Source organism: Chitinophaga sp. (genome assembly GCF_017745275.1).
In the GTDB taxonomy this organism is placed as follows: Bacteria; Bacteroidota; Bacteroidia; order Chitinophagales; family Chitinophagaceae; genus Chitinophaga.
The window spans coordinates 215,962-235,760 of the sequence record NZ_JAGHZS010000002.1 but is presented as its reverse complement, the minus strand read 5'-3'; the positions used below and the strand labels follow the sequence as shown (position 1 = coordinate 235,760).

The following is a 19,799-nucleotide window of genomic DNA, read 5'->3' as shown; positions in this document are numbered from 1 at the left end:
GATGCGGTATACCCTGCAGGCAGATGGATGTTGAATGCTCCGTTGGTAGATGGTTCTGCGGCATCTCCTGCATTTGTTACTGTTAGTACGCGATTAACAGTAGTGTTATCGTCATCCCCAATATCCACGGTAGCATTGCCGGTACCAGTGAATGTAAAGTTGTTGGATGAACCACCGGCAAGCTTAGCCACCACCGTTTCGGTATTTTCAATGATCTTATCATCTGACACTATAACTGGAACGTCTACACTGTTCTTTCCGGCCGGGATCACTACTGTTCCACTCAATGTGGTATAGTCGGCGCCGGCTGTTGCAGTACCTGTGACCGCGTAGTTTACGGTAATGTTTTCTGCCGAGGTAATATTGGCAGGCAAACTAATGGTAAATGCGCCATCAGTAGATGGTTCTGCGGCATTCCTGGCTTTAACAATACCCAATACCAGGTTCGCCGGGGTTGCTGCTTCATCATCTGTGATATTGGCGGTAGCAGTGCCATTGGTACCACTGGCTGCCAGGTGGAAGCTGGTGCTGGTGCCTCCTGTCAGGGTGACAATCACCGTTTCCGTTTGCTCAATGATCTTATCATCTTTCACCAATACCGGCAAGTCGATGCTGTTTTGACCAGCGGGCAATACAATAGAGTTACCTATAGCTGTGTAGTCTTCATCAGTGGTAGCTGTACCAGCAACTGCATAGTTCACGGTAATATCTTCAGATGCCGTATAGTTTGCAGGCAGGCTGATTGTAAATGCAGCATTGGAAGAAGGTTCTGCCCCATCTGTTTTCTTACTGATATTCAGCGCGAGGGCAACCGGGCTATTGTCGTTGTCTTCTATATTCATCACGGCACTTCCGTTGGTAGTGCTGGCGGTGAAGTTAAAGTTAGTGCTGGCGCCATTTGTCAGTGTCATGATCACTGTTTCCCTGTTTTCGATGATGTTATCATCAATTACTGCCACGGGCACATTCACACTATTTTGACCAGCCGGGATTATAACGGAAGCAGGGAGATTAGCATAGTCCTTGCCGTTTGTGGCAGTACCTGTAATCATATATTGCACCGTCACGTCTTCCGCTACCGTAACACCATCAGGCAAACTGATCTTAAATGCTCCATTGGTACCCGGTTCAGCGGCGTCGGCGGTTCTGACCACATTCAACGCCAGGTTAGCAGGTGTGTTATCGTCATCCGCAATATTCACGGTAGCCTTACCTTTTGAGGTGCTGGCGGTGTATGCGCCGCCACCGGTACCATCGATAATTGCCAGGATCACTGTTTCTGTATTTTCAATGATCTGATCATCTTTTACATTAACGGCAACGGGCACACTATTTTGTCCGGCTGGTATCACCAAGGTACCTGGGAGTGTAGTATAATCTGCTCCTGCAGCGGCCGTACCAGTCACGGCATAGTTTACGGTAACCGGCACTGACGCGGTATAGCCGGCAGGCAGGCTGATACGGAATAAGCCGTTGGTACCCGGTTCTGCGGCATTACCGGCATTATCTACACTCAGCACGCGGTTGGCCACGATGTCATCATCATCGGCAATATCCAGGGCTGCGGTGGCGTCGGTAGTGCTGGCAGTAAAGGCAAAGTCCGGTGAAGCACCATCCTTAATGGTGAGCGACACGGTTTCTGTACCTTCTATTATCTTATCGTCAGTCACAGTAACGGGTACGTCTACACTGTTTTGACCGGCAGGTAAAATCACTGTACCGGAAAGTGTAGCGTAATCGGTACCGTTGGTGGCTGTACCGGCAATCGTATAATTCACGGTAACCGGTTTCGCTGATGTAATAGTGCCTGGCAGACTAATGGTGAATGCACCATTGGTACCCGGTTCTGCGGCATCTGTTTTCTTCTTCACGCTGATAACGCGGTTGATAGCGGTGCTATCATTATCAGCTATATTCACGGATGCAGTACTGTTGCCCGTAGCCGGTGTGAAAGTAAAGCTGTTGCTGGTACTGGTGCCGCTGGTCAGCTTCATCACCACGGTTTCTGTACCTTCTATCACCTGGTCATCGTTCACCGCTACGGCTACTTTAACATCCTGGCTACCTGCAATGATTGTTGCAGTACCTGTCAGGGCTACATAATCATCCGTGGCAGTGGCGGTCCCTGCAATGGTATAGGTTACATTGACATCTTCTGAGGCAGTATAGCCAGCAGGTAAGCTAATCGTAAACTCACCATTGGTACCCGGTTCTGCGCCATTGGCTGTTGGAGTTACCAGCAGCACTTTGTTGGCATCCGTGTTATCATCATCTGTAATATCCAGGCTGGCTTTATTACCAGCAGGATTAGCAGTATAGGTAAATGCATTACCATCCATACCACCGGCAAGTGTCAGTATCGCTGTTTCTGTGCCCTCAATGATCTTATCATCTTTAACAATCAGTGGTAAGGTAACACTGTTGTTATATGCCGGCAGTGTAATGGTACTGATGGTATAATCAGTAGAACGGGCTGCTGTGCCACTCATGCTATAATTCAATGTAAGGTTTGCCGCAGCAGTATAACCTGCAGGCAGGCTTACAATGTAAGCACCGTTGGTACCCGGTTCTGCTGCATTTTGCGCAGTCACCACTTTCAGTACCTGGTTAACAGCGGTTGCGTCATCGTCTGCAATGTTAACTGTCACCTGGCGGTTAGCCGGATCTGGCGGGAAGATAAAGGCATTGCCGCCTCCATCTGTTGCACTGCCCGACAACAGCGTGATGGTCATGGTTTCAGTTGGCTCAATAATCTGATCATTCAGGACTTTGAGCGTGATGGTTTCACTGTTTTTATTAGCCCCTATTGTAATAGTGCCTATTTGCTCATAGTCTTCTCCTGAGATAGCGGTACCGGATACCTGGTATCCTACTGTAACAGGCCATGCGGAGGTAGCCACTCCTGCCAGCTTCACTGTGAATGTACCGTTAGTGGCTGGTTCTGCCGCATTGGTACCTGCAATCACCTGTATAGGAGTGCTGCTCGCAGCATTCGCATCTATGATATTCACGGTAGCTGAATCTTTGGATGGGTCTATGCTGAATGGCATACCGAAAGAGGTAGCGTTATCCAGGTGCAGTACTACCGTTTCTGGTCCTTCAATGATTCCATCGTTAAACGCGGCTACGTCTATGAGTGTTTCATTCGCACCTGCCGGTATTGTGAATGTTGTGGTAGAAGAAATACCCGGCAAATTATAATCCGTAATATTGGTTGCGGTTCCTGTCAGGTGATAAGTCACCACCACATCATTCTGAGCGGTAACACCTGGCGGCAATGAAACTCTGTATTGACCATGGGTACTTCCCTCTATAGCATCAGATAATTTGGTCAACAGTATCACGTTGCTGTTGTTGTTGTAATCATCATCGGTAATATTTACGGTAGCAGTACCTGCTCCCCCGGCCACTGTATAAGTAAACCGGGTGTCGTTGCCACCGGATATTGCCAGGTCCACGTTTTCAGTTGGCTCCATGATCTTATCATCGATCACATTTACGGGTACGTCTACACTATTCTGGCCGGCAGGGATCACGATCGCACCGGTGATAACGCGGTAGTCTATTCCTGGAGTAGCCAATGTGCCGCCGGGCACAGTATAAGCTACCTGTATATCCCTGGCTGATGTAATACCTGTTGGTAAACTAATACGGAAACTACCATTGGTAGAGGGTTCCGCAGCATCTGCTACTTTGGTCAGGGCAAGTACCTCGTTAACGGCGATATTGTCATCGTCATCCACTGTTACCTGTGCGGTAGCATTAGTGGCACTAGCAGTATAAGCAAAATAGGTACTGCTGCCGCCCGTGATAGTCAGGCTAACATCTTCCTGGCCTTCGATGATCTTATCATCTGTTACTGTAACGGGGACGTCTACACTGTTTTGACCTGCTGGAATAACAGCAGTATCTGGTAACAGTGCATAGTCTTTACCACCGGTAGCAGTGCCGCCAATGGTATAAATAACCTTTACATCTTCTGATGGGAACACATTCGCCGGCAGGCTGATTTTAAACTTGCCATTGGTAGCTGGTTCAGCGGCATTACCATCGTTGGTAACACTCAGCACACGATTGGCCGCTGTATTCTCATCATCCGTAATATTAACAGTAGCCTTCGCCTGAGTGGTACTGGCGGTGTAAATAAGCCCGCCACCAGCGCCGCCTCCAATGGTCATGATCACGGTTTCGGTGTTTTCCAGGAGCTGATCATCTTTCACTAATACAGGTACAGATACGCTGGGTTGATCAGCAGATAGTATCACGGTGCCGCTCAACGCGGTATAATCGTCGCCACTGGTGGCTGTACCGGCAATACTATAGTTGATAGTAATAGGTGCTGCTGCGGTATAACCATTGGGGAGGCTGATAGTAAAGGCGCCATTGGTAGCTGGCTCAGCGGCATTGCCACCGTTGGTTACACTCAGTACCTGGTTAGCTGCAATGTTATCATCATCCAGGATATCAGCAGCAGCGCTTTTATCCGTAGTGCTGGCAGTGAAGGAGAAACTGGTGCTGGAGCCACCGGTAAGGGTGATGCTCACTGTTTCAGTTCCTTCTATGATCTTGTCATCGTTTACAATTACCGGGATCAACACACTATTCTGACCAGCAGGCAGCGTGATGCTATTGCTTAATGTCGTGTAATCTGTACCGTTAGTACCTGTACCACTTATTGTGTAGTTCACGGTTACAGGTTCTGACGATTTGAAGTTACCGGGCAGGCTTACTTTGAAGCTGCCATTGGTGCCTGGTTCTGCGAGGTCTGATAATTTCTCAATGCGAAGCACGCGGTTAGCCGCTGTGTTATCGTCATCGGCAATATTCATAATTTCTTTACCCTGCGTAGTACTTGGCGTGAAAGTAAGACTGGCACTGGTACCATCAATAATGGTTACCTCCACGGTTTCTGTATTCTCGATGATAGAGTCATCGATCACATTTACCGGCAGCGTTGTACTTTCTGCTCCCGCGGGAATTATAACAGTACCACTCAGTACTGCATAATCTGTACCGGCAACCGCTGTGCCGTTCACCGCATACTTAACGGTGATAGGCTCAGGAACCGTTACTCCCGCAGGCAAACTAATTTTGAAAACATTATTTGTAGATGGTTCGGCGGCATCACCGGCTTTGGTAATACTCAGCACCCGGTTAGCCGAATTATCATCGTTATCGATAATATTAGCCGTTGCCTTACCTGCAACAGGATCTGGTGTAAAGTTGAAATCAGTGGAAGATCCATTGAGAATAGTGATGTCTACTGTTTCTGTACCCTCAATAATCTGATCATCCACTACATTGGCCTCTATGAATGCGTTGGTACTTCCGGCAGGAATAGTAATACTACCGCTGAAATCGGCAGCGGTTAAACCATTGTAGTCAGTGCCCAGAATAGCGCTTCCTGCTACCGTATAATTTATCTTCACCGGTTGGGAAGAAGTGATGCCCGGCGCAAGGAGGAACTCGAATTTCACCGTGTTGCCCCCTTCTGCGCCATCATGGGTTTTCTTCACGCTTACCAAACGATTGGCCGGTGTGTTGTCGTCATCTGCAATGTCTACTGTAGCTGTTTTAGCTGTTGGAGACGCGGTAAAGCTGTTGCTGCCTCTTGTTCCACCGGTAATCGTCATGCTAACATTTTCTGTCAGTTCAATGATTTTATCGTCCAGCACATTTACAGGCACAACTACACCAGGCTGACCAGCAGGTATGGTGGCGGTGAGGCTTAATGCCGTATAATCCACATTACCAACTGCTGTTCCGGTGATGGTATAATTCACGGTAACCGGCAGGGAAGAAGTGATGCCTGCAGGCAAGCTGATAGTAAAGCTGCCATTGGTAGCTGGTTCTGCCGCGTTGCCGCTATTGACCACACCCAGCACACGATTGGCAGGTATGTTATCATCATCTGCAATATTCACTGCTGCATTGCCATTGGCAGGGCTGATGGTATAACTGAAATGTGCAGCACTACCACTGGTGAGTGTTACCGTTACGTCTTCTGTATCTTCTATTACCTGGTCGTCCAATATTGGTACAGACAATACCACACTATCTTTTCCGGCAGGAATAATGATACTGGTACCCAGGTTGGTGTAGTCAACACCACTGGCAGCAGTTCCTGCTACGGTATAATTCACAGTAATGTCCTCAGAAGGTAGAACTCCTTTAGGCAGGCTGATCTTAAACGCCGCATTGGTACCCGGTTCAGCGCCATCATTCATTTTAGTGATGCTCAGCACGCGATTAGCCGCAGTGTTATCATCATCCAGGATATTTACGGTTGCATTGGTATTAGTAGTACTTGCAGTGAACGCAAAGCTGCTGCTGCTACCGCCGCCAAGTGTCATCACTACCGTTTCGGTATTTTCCATTAACTGGTCATCGATCACAGTTACAGGTACCAATACACTGTCCTGGCCGGCAGGAATGGTTACGGAAACTGGTATCGATACATAATCACTACCATCGGTAGCGGTACCATTGATGGTATATGTTACATTAATGGGCTCGGAGGAAGTAATATCTTTTGGCAGGCCAATCTTAAACGCGCTATGGGTAGCAGGTTCAGACGCATCTCCACCGCTGTTGCGTACTCCAAGGACGCGATTCGCCGCGGTGTTATCATCGTCTGTAATGTTGGCTGTTGCGTTGCCGTCAGATCCACTGACCGTGAAAGCAAAGCTGGTGCTGGCACCACTGGTCAACGTTGCAATGACCGTTTCTGTTTTCTCAATTACTTTGTCATCAATAACGGTGATGGGCAAGGTGATGCTGTCCTGGCCTGCAGGCAATACAACTGAAGTTCCCAGGGCAGTGTAATCTGCGCCACTGGTGGCAGTACCTGAGGAGGTATAGCTGATGGTGATGTCTTCTGAAGAAGTAATACCGGTAGGGAGCCCAATTACAAACGCTCCATTGGCAGATGGTTCTGCGGCATCCGATTTCTTCCGGATACCCAGTACACGGTTAGTCGTTGTGTTGTCATCATCTGTTATATTGATAGATGCTTTACCATCGGTAGTGCTCACCGTAAAGTTAAAGCTGCTGCTGCTTCCAGCTGTAAGGATCACGTCTACGGTTTCCGTTTTTTCTATGATCTGATCGTTCAACACATTCACTGGCAGCGGTACGCTTTGTTGGCCGGCTGGTATGGTAACCGTTCCGGTGAGACTTGTGTAATCAGACCCACTGGTGGCTGTACCCTGAACGCTGTAGTTGACTGTGATGGCTTCTGTTGGCATCACGTTAGCGGGCACGCTGATAGTAAACCCACCATCTGTAGCCGGTTCTGCGCCATCCACAGCCCTGGCTATACTCAATACGAGATTAGCCGGTGTATTTTCATCATCTATAATATTCACCGTATCCTTCAGGGCAACGGCGCGAGGTGTCAGCGTAAAGTGCGTGGAACTGCCACTGATGATCGTTGCGATCACCGTTTCCGTTTTTTCCAACAACTGATCATCCTTTACCAATACCGGCAGTGCTACACCAGGCTGACCGGCAGGAATCACCACGGATCCGCTCAGTGTTGTATAATCTGTACCTGGTATTGCCGTACCGGCAACGGAGTAATTCACGGTAATATCCTCTGCGGAAGTTACATTAGCCGGCAGGCTCACATAGAAGGCGCCGTTGGTAGCAGGTTCTTTCGCGTCACTGCTCCGGGTGATACCTACTGTGGTTTTAACAGGATCGTTGCTGTCATTATCCTCAATATTCAGCGAAGCCGTTGCTTGTGTGCTGCTGATATTATAAACACTGCCGCTGAGGGTGCCGAAGGCGCTATTCAACGTAATTGTTACATCTTCTGTTATCTCCAGGATGTTATCATCGGTTACTATCACCGGCAGCGGTATACTATTGCTTCCTGCCGGGAATGTCAGGGTGCCGTTAAGCGTCGTATAGTCGGCTCCGTTAGCAGCGGTACCGGTTACGGTATAGTTCACGGTAATTTCTTCCGAAGCGTTAACCGTTCCGGGCAGACTGATTTTGAAAGCGCCATCCGGTGTTCCTTCCTTACCATCCTGTACTTTAGTGATAGCCAGGGTTTGGTTTACAGCTGTTACGCCACCGAAAGTGGAGAAGTTTTGTATTCCGCTGAATTCAACATAGTCTACGCCGTCCTGTTGTCCTGTGGCAGAAGGCGTCAGCTCATTGATATTGGCCAGGCCTTCCGGAGCCAGATCGCCGAGCGTAGTGGTAATATCACCGGTATGTTTAAACCATGTCCAGCGTTGGGTACCTGTTACACCACGGGCTGAAAGGGCAGCTTCTGCATTGGTTTTTTCAGCAGGGTTCCAGAACAAACGAACTTTCACGCCGCCGTTTTGCGTCAGGGCGCCGCCGGTATAATTGATCTGTACCAGTCTGCGCATCAACTGCGTGCCATAATCCGGGCCATTATTTTTACCTAATGCGGCATTCATATCCCTGTTTACATCTACAATGGCAGACAGTTTAGACAAGTCCATGGTATTGCCATTGAGTGCAATGGAAGCAATATATCTGGTAACATCCGTTGGGTCGTAGAAGTACAAGGTGTCGTTGCTGACACAGGTATTAGTGACTGTTCTCACAGCAGCATCCGGCACCAGGTTAGCGGTACGTTTCAGGTGGCTGGTAACGAGGGTAAACACTACGCCGTCTTTCAAAGCACTGATATTTTCGAAGCTCACAATTTTACCGGCAAAACTGGTAGCAGGGATTTCCGTAATGGTACCGGTAGCAAAGTTACCATCGCCATCTTCATCTACCATTATGCTGAAATCCTCTGTGGCGGTACCTGTAGTAGTGATGCCGTTCAGATCGAACTGCATACTGAGTGGCTGTGTACTGATATCGTAGTTGGTGAACTGCGTTTTCCATTCCTGTGTAAGACGTTCAGGAATACAGCTACCCACCGGCAGGTCTGTGCCGCCAACGGTGAGCGCATTGCTGTTGCTGCCCAGCAGGATATAACTTTTATCTGTATTGAAAGTATTGGCATTGTCTGCATTGGTAGCGGCGATCGTACGCACGCCCACAGTGAGGATAGAACCTGAGTGAATGCTGCGGGACTGCTTTTGAACCAGGCCTTCGCGGTCATCGCGACCAATACCGAAGATGTTATTTTTATAAGTGCTGTTGTTTGTGGCGTTCCAGATCACGGAACCATCTGTTGCCAGGTAGTTCTGCGCAGTGCTCTGGTCGAGCGTTACGCCATATTTCACACCGAGGTATGATTCTACCTTCTGTGATTCGACAGGCGTAAGCGCTGATTTGTAAACGATCACTTCAGGGATCTTACCGTTGAAGATGCGATTATCAAAAGCGCTGTTGTCGGTAGTTCGTCCTGCGATTTCAAAGAAAGAACCACTGACGTGTGTACCGCAGGGGTTACCCAGGATACTTTGTTTGCCGTTCAACCAGGTACTTCCTCCCTGTGCATCGTTAGATTTTACGTACACACCACGGGTCAGGAAAGTCCCTGTGTAAGGAAGTGTGGATGGCGACACCAGGCACCCTGCCCCGTCGAGGGCAAAGTTATTGCTGGTAGTGTATACCAGCCCCCTGCCCGCATTAGCGGCCGTTGTCCAGTTGCCGTTGGTGGTGAAAATACCCACCAGGCCATTGACAGAAGGGCCTTCTGGTTTATTGACAGTGAATATAGACAGGTCAGTGGTTGAATTCCAGCTGATACCCGCATCTCCTTTCAGGGATTTGCCGATAGCACCGGAGAAGTCAACTGCGGGGTTGAAGTTGATACCGTTCGGTACACGAACGATGTCTGCAGAAGGGGTGATTGCATCTGTATGTGCAGGCGCTGCTGCACGTAGTTCGGTCACCATAGATCCCGCCTGGTTCAGCCATTGCTGTACCTGGTTGCTGCCATCCACCTGCAGGTCTGCATCTGCCTTTACCCACAGCATTTCATTAGGCACACCACCTGGTGCGGTTACATAGCTGGCGAACGTAAAGTATTGTCCACTGGTCAGATCAACATTGGCAGTATAGCTGGCTACGCCATTCACGTCTGTAGCAGACAATTGTATAAACTGATCAGTGCCATCAAAAGTAGCATCGTTGCTCACTACAAGGTATGGGGTAGCAGCAATTTTAGGTAGCTGGTCTTTCCGGACAGCAATATTCACGGTACCTACCGTACCGGACTCCTGTACTTTCCATACTCTTGCCATACGGGTGGTAACAGCAGGATTACCGGTAATAGCTGTAGTGAAAGTGGTGCTGGCGGCATCGTCGCCCCACACCATGTAAGATTTATCTGCGGAGAAAGTATTTGTATTGCTAAAGTTATCTGCCGCGATACCGCCGAGGCCCACTATGGGCTGTAAGCCGGTGTTGATATTCTGGCTTTGCTTCTGAGCAAGGCCTTCTACGTCGTCGCGACCAATACCAGTGATGTTATTTTTATAAGTGGCATTAGCGGTGGCATCCCATACTTTAGTGGTGCCATCAGTAGCCAGGTAATCGATGGGAGAAGTCTGATCTATCGTATAGCCGTACTTGATAGCCAGGTAGGTAGATACACGCTGTAATTCGTTCGCATTTAACGCAGCCGGATATACGATCACTTCACCGATAGCCCCATTCCATGCCTCAGCAGCAAGATTCCAGGCAGCAGTGCCAATCGTTGCCCCACCGGCAAGCGTATTCAATGTTTTAGCCGCAGGCCCGCCTAACAATTTCATTTTGCTATACAGCGCAGTGTTACCACCATTGCCAGCCCACGTTGCCACCATTTCATCAAACCTGCCTGGTTGCCATTGGCCGGCAGTACCTGTCAGGTCGTTGTTATACCCGACAAAAATAGATTGTCCGGTTCCCGCCGTCACCGCTATACCGCTGGCAGCATTGGTAGCCTTCGCGCCATAGGAGAGTATATATTGACCATTCGCCAGCGCCGCAGGACGGCCGGCACCGAAAATTGTTCTGGCGCTGGTACCCATTGGTAGTTTATTGATATCGAGATCCAGGAAATCTGCTCCATCAAATTTCACTACCGGGTTAAAGTTGGCGTTATTCGCCGCATTGCTCATATACAGCGGTTGATTCACTGCTGTAGCCTGCGTAGCGTTATTCAGGTCTGAAGCGTAATCTGTCCAACCAGTAATAGCAGTACTATCTGTAGAACTGGAAGTACCCGCATCTGCACGTAACCAGAGAGAAGTACCTACTACTCCACCCGGTGTTTTTATAGAAGCGCCGAAAGTGAAATATTGACCATTAGCCAGATCCACATTGGCAGCGTAATGCTTCACACCATCGAGCGTTGTGGCAGTTACCGGAATAAATTGGTCGCTTCCATCGAAGATAGCGTCGTTACTGATGATGAGGTAAGTCTGCGCAGCATTGGGCAGTGCATTATAAGGTACGGCTACCTGTACATTTCCAACTGTACCGGTTTCCTGTGCACGCCATACCCTTGCCATGCGGTAGTTGGCAACAGGATGGCCCGTCAGCGCTGTTTTAAAGAGACTGCTGCCGCCATTGTCACCCCATATCATATAGGATTTATTGGCGGAGAAAGTATTTGTATTGCTGAGATTTGTTTCTGAGAGACTATTCAGACCAATAGCCAGTTGCATACCTCCCGTTGTATTACGGGATTGCTTCTGGTTCAGATCTTCTGCATCATCACGACCAATACCAGTAATATTATTTCTATAACCGTTGTTAACGGTAGCATCCCATATGGTATTGCCATCGGTGGCCAGGTAGTTGCTGGCACCGTTGTTCAGTGTAATACCATACTTGATAGCCATGTAGCTATTTACCCGCTGCTGTTCAACCGGCGTAAGTGGATTGGTATATACAATCAGGTCGCCCATGCGGCCATTATATGAGAGCGCGTTTGTCCAACCCAACTGGAAAGAACTGTTATTACCAGTGAAGATGCTGTTATTATTTCCGTTGGCGGCATTCCATCCATTTTTGTAAATGGATTGCTTATTGGCAGCGAGGCTGATGTCGCTGGTTGTTGTCCAGAGTACAACAGAGTCATTAACATTGCCTGCATTATATGTTAACCGGTTGCTGACATAAGGAGGATCCCAATAAACCACGTTATCTCCCCACGTAGCGTGCAAGGTAAACTGGGTACCGGTTCCGGCAGGTTCTGTGAACACAACGGTGTTAACACTGGCAGCCTGGCTACCTGCATAAAATACCGCCGCTGCATTGTAAGTACCGGTTTTCAGAAGGGAGCCGCCTGTCATCGCATGTGGCGCACCATTAAATCTTACGATCGGGTTAAAGTTCAGGTTAACAGCCCCGTTATCCCTGTAAACAGGCTGATTAGCAGGTGTAGCCTGCGTTACATTATTTCCGTTCGGAGTATAGTCATTCCAGCTGCTGATCAACATACTATCAGCGGTAGCAGAAGTACCGATATCTGCACGCAACCACAACATGTTTGCACTGGCTACGCCACCGGGATATTTCGCTGCAGCGCCAAAGGTGAAGTATACACCATCAGGCAACTGGCTGGAATTAAGTGTAATTGTTTTATCTGCATTCAGTGGCAGTTCTTTATCGATGGTAGCGAAAGTTGGATCCGTACTGATCAGCATATATACTTTAGTGCCGGCAGCATTGGCTTTCAGCGTAAGATTCTGATCTGTCCAGTTGGTTTTACCTACTTTCCAGATACGTGGTAGGCGACGGGTAGCATTGGCGCCGCTTACTACTGTAGTATAAGTAGCAACAGATTGTCCATTATCTCCAAATACAAAGAACGATTTATCGTTGGTAATGATATTGCTATTCTGTTCATTGGTCAATGGAATATTGCTGCCCAGGGAGAGCGTCACAAAACCGGTATCCACGCTGAGTGATTGTTTGGTATTCAGCGCAGTAGCATCGTCTCGTCCGATACCTGTGATACGGAATTTATAGGTAGGATTGGCAGTCCAGTATTTGGAGCCGTCAGTAGCGAGGTAGTCGGTAGTACCATTGTTGAGCGTGATACCGTATTTCAGGCCCAGGTAAGATTCCACTGACTGACGTTCTGCATCGGATAATACCCGGTTATAGGCGATCACTTCTCCCATGTTACCCATCCAGTAAAGTCCCCTTGCTGCTATAGTACGGGAACCTATGGAAATAAGATTGTCGGTGAGCGGTGTTAAATTGATAGTGCCCTCATTGTCGAAAGTATAATTTCCAAAAATACGTACTCCGTTGGGGGTATTATTGGATTGGGTAGCACTAAAAATATATGGTTTATTGGGCTGATAAGTGGAAAGACCACCTATGGCCACCACTGATGAAGCGTTTTCGAGATACTGTAGCTGCCCGGTGTTAATGAGCCGGAATTCCATTCCATGAGGGGCGCCTACGGCGCCGCTACTGATAAGATCTCTTGCCGACGCAAATCCGGAACCGCTGCCTACTGCAAAAACGGTGGCTTTAGCAGGATCAATGCGCGTAGTAGTTATATCCAGGAAGTCGTCCGTGCCATCAAACACAAGACCATAGTTGAAGTTAAGCGCTTTAGCATCGGTTATTGGTTGACTACCTACCACGCCCTGTACAGCATCATTCCCTTTATTACTGTAGTCACTCCAGTTGCTGCCACCAGATATGCCGTCATCTGCACGTAACCAGAAAGACACACCATTATTAACACCATTAGGACCAGTTACACTCTTCGCAAAAGTAAAGTAAGCACCATCGGCCAGGAGGCTGCTGTTAAGCGTAACAGTACCATCGGCATTCAATGGATACAGCGTTGTACCAGCCCCGAATGTATTGTTGGCACTAACCAACAGGTAGGTGCGTGCATTGCCACCAGATAATTTCAAAGTAATATCCTGGTCTACCCAGTTATTTTTCTGTGCTTTGAAGATACGCGTCATGCGACTATTGACTTTACTGACACCCGTAACCGGTGTCTGGTAAGTAGTTGCGCCGGCATCATCTCCGAAAGTGAAGAAGGAAAGATCATTGGCAATAGTGGCTGCATTGGCTTTATTAGAAATAGCCACTGCTGCACCAGCAGCAATGGTCACGATGCCGGTGTCGGCAGCTACAGATTGTTTCTGTAATAGCATACCTCTGTCGTCACGGCCAATACCGGTAATATGTTTGGCATAGGCGCCACCGGTAGCGGCTTTCCACATAGTGGTAGTACCATCACTGGCGATATAATCCATCGGCGCATCTACGCCCAGCGTGAGACCATAACGCAATGCCATATACGATTGTACCTGCTTGCGTTCAAGGACGCTGAGTTTGCGGGAATATAAAATGACTTCGGGGATAGCGCCATTAAATACGGCGTTATGACCAGCGCCCAGGTAATCTTTATTACCGGCAGGCGACACGAAATTCACTGCGTTGGTATTGTCCGTCAATAATACTTTGCCATCGATACCTGCCGCCCAGTCATTAGTGGCGCTCCAGATATTGAGCATATGTGAATTGTGCACATTTATACCAGCAGGATAAGCAAAATCCCGGCGGCTGGTTCCGCTACCGGAGTAGGTATATTGACGATTATTACTCCATATATATACACCTTGTCCACCAGCATAAGTTCCTCCAAATTCAAAAGGATAACTTACAGCGGCAGTAGCAGCATCAATATCCGATGTTTGTACAGAGAATATTTCGCCGGCAGTAAAGGCATTTGCAATCTCCGGTGTTTGTATGAAATAGAGGCCGCTGGGACCATTACCAGCAAAGTTGATACCCGGGTTAAAGTTGAAGGATGCTTCCTTCCAGGGCACCGAGCCTGCGGCACCAAGCGCCCAGGTACGACGGGAAACGCTCAGCTCTTTCCATTGGGTAACGGCATTACCACCCACTGTTCCACTATCTGCTCTCGCCCATACTTCCAGTCCGGCAGCTACACCAGCCGGACCGGCCTGTGAATTGGCGAAAGTAAAATAAGCACCATCCGGTAATTGATCACTGTCGAGAGTGATCGCTCCGTTTGCATCCAGCACATAAGATTTATCGCCTGCACCAAAAGTTTCATCATTGCTCACCAACAGGTAAGTAGTGTTATTTCCTCCGGCGAGTGATAAGGTAACAGGACTCTTAGCCCAATTGGTGCGGTCTGTTTTATAGATACGCGCCATACGTGCAGTAAGACTGCCCAGGCCTGTGACGGACTGGTTGTATGTAGCAGGTTGTCCGTTATCACTGAAAGTAAAGTAAGAAAGATCGTTGGCGATGTCAGTGCTATTTTCCGCATTGGAGGCGGCAAGGCGGCTTCCTATACCAATGGTTACATTGGCGCCATCAAGTTGTGAGCGGCTTTGCTTCTGTAACAAAGTACCATTATCATCCCTGCCAATACCGGTGATGCGTTCTCCATAACCGGTGTTTTTAGAGACTGTCCACATCCGCGTGGTACCATTGCTGGAAATATAATCAACAGGAGCACCGGCCGAAGTTTTCAACGTAAGCGCATACTTCAGGCCCAGGTAACTATTTACCTGCGCCCGCTCTGTGGCACTTAACTGCCTGTTGTAGAAAATTACTTCTGAAATGCGGCCATTGAAGATGGAGTTATGACCTGCACCGATGGCATTGTTAAGCGCTCCTCCCCTCGTGAAATTAACAGGGAAGCTGGCGCTGCTGCCCATTGTTTTACCATCAAAATTCAATGACCAGCTACCAGGGGCACTCCAGTTATTTAATAAATGTGGTTGCTGTATGTTGATACCCGGTAACCCGTAACCTGGCCGCGTAGTAGTACCAAAATGCGTATAGTGACTTCCGTTATATACATAGAACGGTGCACCACCAGCAACGGTAGGATCGCCACCAAATTCAAACGGGAAGCTCACCGCAGTAGAAGTAGCCGGCAGGTTAGATAACTGTACGGAAAATATTTCACCGGCAGTATAACCTTCGGTGAATTTCGGCACGGTGAAATAGTTATTTCCTGCGAAGCTGATCGCCGGGTTATAGTTAATGGTATTCTTTTCCCAACCTATAGGCAGGTTGGATGCAAATACCGGCCACTCACGTTGTACCGCCTGGTCCTGCCACTTGAGAATGTTACCGTCAACAACAGAGGTACCCGCATCCGCTTTTACCCATGTCTGCAAATCAGTAGCTACACCACCCGGGGAGCGTTGTTGCTGACCGAAGGTGAAGTAAGCACCATTGGCCAGGTCTGCACTACTCAGCGTAACTGTTCCTGTACTACTCAGCTTCAACTCTTTGGTAACAGTACCAAAAGCGGCATCTGTACTGATCAGCAGGTAATTATTTCCTGCACCACCTGCTAATTGGAGCGTTACCTGCTGGGTATTATCCCAGGAAGCTGTTTTCTGCACACGCCACACGCGGCCCATACGCTGGTTAGCGTTGGTACTGGTCACTGCGGTAAAATAACCGGTATTTCCTCCGTTATCACCAAAGGTGAAGAAGGATTTGTCTTGTGTGAAGTTGTTCCCATTAACAGCGTTGGAAGCAGCAATGGCATTTCCTAATGCAATGGTCACTATGCCGCTATCCTGGCTCAGGGACTGCTTCTGATTCAACATGCTGCAATCCTCGCGGCCTATACCTGTGATACGCGCCCCATAACCGGTATTAGCGGCGGCGGTCCATATTTGCACCGTACCGTCGCTATTAATATAATCTGTTGCACCTGCGTTTAGCGTAATACCGTATTTCAGCGCCATGTAAGATTCAATGCGCTGTACTTCGGCCTGCGTAAGATCCCGGTTGTAGATAAATACTTCCGGGATAAATACTTTTGAATATTCGGAGTACGTAGCCCCGCCGACATCTAATGTCCATGTGGTGCCATCCGCAGTAGGGCCATTCTTCACCAATGCACCGTTACTCTTAAACTCATAGGCGCCACTGGCGGCTCTTTCAAAAGAATATAATTTTCCTTTAGCGGTAATTGCATTACCGGTATTCAGCCAGCCTTCCACATACAAGCGGTTCTCGAAGCCGGCATGCCATCCCATTAATTTATTGCTGCTGGAGCTGGCAAATACACGTCCCGTCTGGCTACCTTCCAACAAGCCCATACCCATTATGGAATATGTACCAGATACAGCAGCCGAAGCGGGTACCAGGTGAGCATCATTACCATCATAATAAATCGCCGGGTTGAAGTTGACCATCCCGGTGGTATTGTCAGGATCGCCGACAACCGTCATGTGATTGGCATTACCGGAAATATCGCCCCAGTTTACACCATTCACCGCCTGATCTGCCCGATACCATGCTACCACGCCGTTGTTTACACAGGCAGGCCCTTTTGCCGCCATAGGGATACCATTGCTAAATTCAGAGGTACCGCAGGTATTGGCAGGAATACGCAGGGTGGCTGTCCAGAAACCGAGTCCGGTAACACCGGGACCAGTATTATAAGTAATCGTTTGTGTAGAAGTGCCTGCAGATAATCCTGTTAAAGTAGTAACATAATATTGCCCGCTCGTTTTGTTCGTAGCGGGATCGTTTGCATATATATCAATAGTGTATTGCGCACCGGCTGTAATAGCAGGTATGGTAATCTGTAACTGGTACTGCCCTCCGCCCAGCGCAGATGACGATACCAGCACCGGTGTTTTGCCGCCGGCATTGGTATAGCTACAGTTACCGCCTTGCAGGGAAATACCTGCGGCAGTATTATTATAAATGGAGTTTTTGGAGATGAGTACATTGGTGGGGGCTACGTTAACAACGCCCGCACCACCGTTGTCATGAATCACACAACCGCTTACTTCTGCATCGGTAACATTGGCCGCGCCATAAAACCAAATGGCATGGTTGGCGTTATTCGCCAGCGTATCTCCCTTAATATCCACATCCGTGGCGCCGGCAGCGCCGGTCACCACAATACCGGAACGTGTCTGGTTATAAAACGCAGAATTAACAATATCTACATTCGTCCTGGCGGCGTTGTTATAAAATTCAATACCATCCATGTTATTGGTGAAAGTAGAATTGCCCAACAGGAAGTTGGTGGTTGCTGCGGCCGCATAGATACCATCTACATCAAATTCATTAAAAGAAACATTGTCGATCGTCACTCCGGAAGCGGCTGCATAAAATCCTATGCCAACATCGGCATCATCCGTGTTGGCCAGCTTATCTCCGTTTAATACAGAATTTGTACAACTTAAACCGTTCACAGCGCCTTCAAACCTGATACAGGCATTTCCTCCATAGAGTCCGGGTACCCGGTTCTCCACCACTGTTTTATTGATGCTGACATTGCTGGAAGTACCATTAAACCAAATAGCGTGAATATCATTTTCATTAATATTAATAGTGTCCAAAGTAATGTTGCCCGCGGTATTATCGAAACGGATGGCATAGTCCCCATCGTCATCCTGTCCGATCACGTTCATATCTATTGTAGTACGCTTAATATTAAAATTAGTAGCAGGGTAGTCACAATAAATACCTAACGAAACACCGCTCCATAAACTATCAATGGTCACATTCCGGATCAACACATTATTAGCTGTTTCTACAGCGCCCGCAGTATTATCAAACAACACGGCATTCTGAAACCCACTGATATTGCTATTCGTCAGTGTTAACCCATTCACTCCCGCATCACGAAACACAATACCTTCTCCTCCACGTGTATTGTTGGCCGTGCTAAGCTGGATATTATCCATAACCAGGTTGGTTTGCGTACCACCCGTAAAATAAAAAGCCCTTCCAATGTGTGGAGGGAGGTTTGAAGCGCCAGCCGGCTCTACATCGGTAGAAGAAATATTCCTCACCGTTAGTCCTGCAGAGGCCCCTTGTACCCTCATAAATGAATTCAGGTTGTTTCCAACAGTACTGAAAGAACGTATATTCTCAACCGTTATCCCCGATGTATTTGGAAAGATGTCCACATTAATGTCCCCATTATTCTGCACCGTGAAATTCCGGATAGTCACGCTGTCCGCATTAATCACAAAAGGATTGATGACGGGGTTAACACCGGTAGAATACAGCGTAATCCTGTTTTGCCCGTCTATTACCAGCTTTTTAGCCGTAATAGTTGGCAGAGAAGTGGCCAGCGTGATTTGCCCGTGCACATTAAACACGATCTCATGCATACCAGCGCCTGCCGCATTGGCATCCAGGATAGCCTGTCTGAAAGAGCCAGGCCCCGCATCATTCGTATTGGTGACCGGGAAAGTAGTGGCGGTAGCCGCAACAGTCATCGTCATGCCAAACAGGGCCAATAGCAGCCGTTTGCAATGCTTGCTGAAAAACCTTACATCGGGATTCATAAAAATATTTAAGAGGGACATCATTCAAAAACATTGGGTAATAAGGGTACTGATCCACCACGCAGTGGCGTGGTGAACCGGGAAAGATTTCTTTAAAAAATCTTTATACCTGGAACGCGATATGGTTGTTAGCTAAAACCGATGGGTAACACTACGATCGGCATTATCATATACAAACGGTATTCGCCTTATGAATGACAGCATTTGATACTGCCGAAAAAAAAAGGTCCGCGTGCAATGGGAATCGAGTAAAGTTCACCATAGGAAAGTATTAAGATTACAGAAAAGGATACGGGCATTATCGGTTCATTCTACTATCGCTGAATAGCTCACATGACTCCAATGAACTATCCTAGTTGCGAAAGTAGTCAAACTATTTTCCCGCGCTTGTCGTTGTAGTTCGATATGTTTGTAGTAGTTATACTACATAATAACCAGGGAAGTGCACCATTGCTGAAAATGGAAACAACTTCATCTGCTGCCTGTCTTAAAAAATTATAATAATTATTACACAGGGAAAGAAAATATATTATTTTAGTGCGACGAAAATCTATGATACCCGTAGTCCCTAACATG

General features: G+C 48.0%; 1 protein-coding gene. It reads right to left on the bottom strand.

Annotated elements, in window-relative coordinates:
* Positions 1 to 19,223 (bottom strand): Calx-beta domain-containing protein (locus tag J7623_RS06630; protein WP_291918806.1); only part of this gene is annotated, 19,223 nt, incomplete at its 3' end.
* Positions 19,224 to 19,799 lie beyond the last annotated feature (576 nt).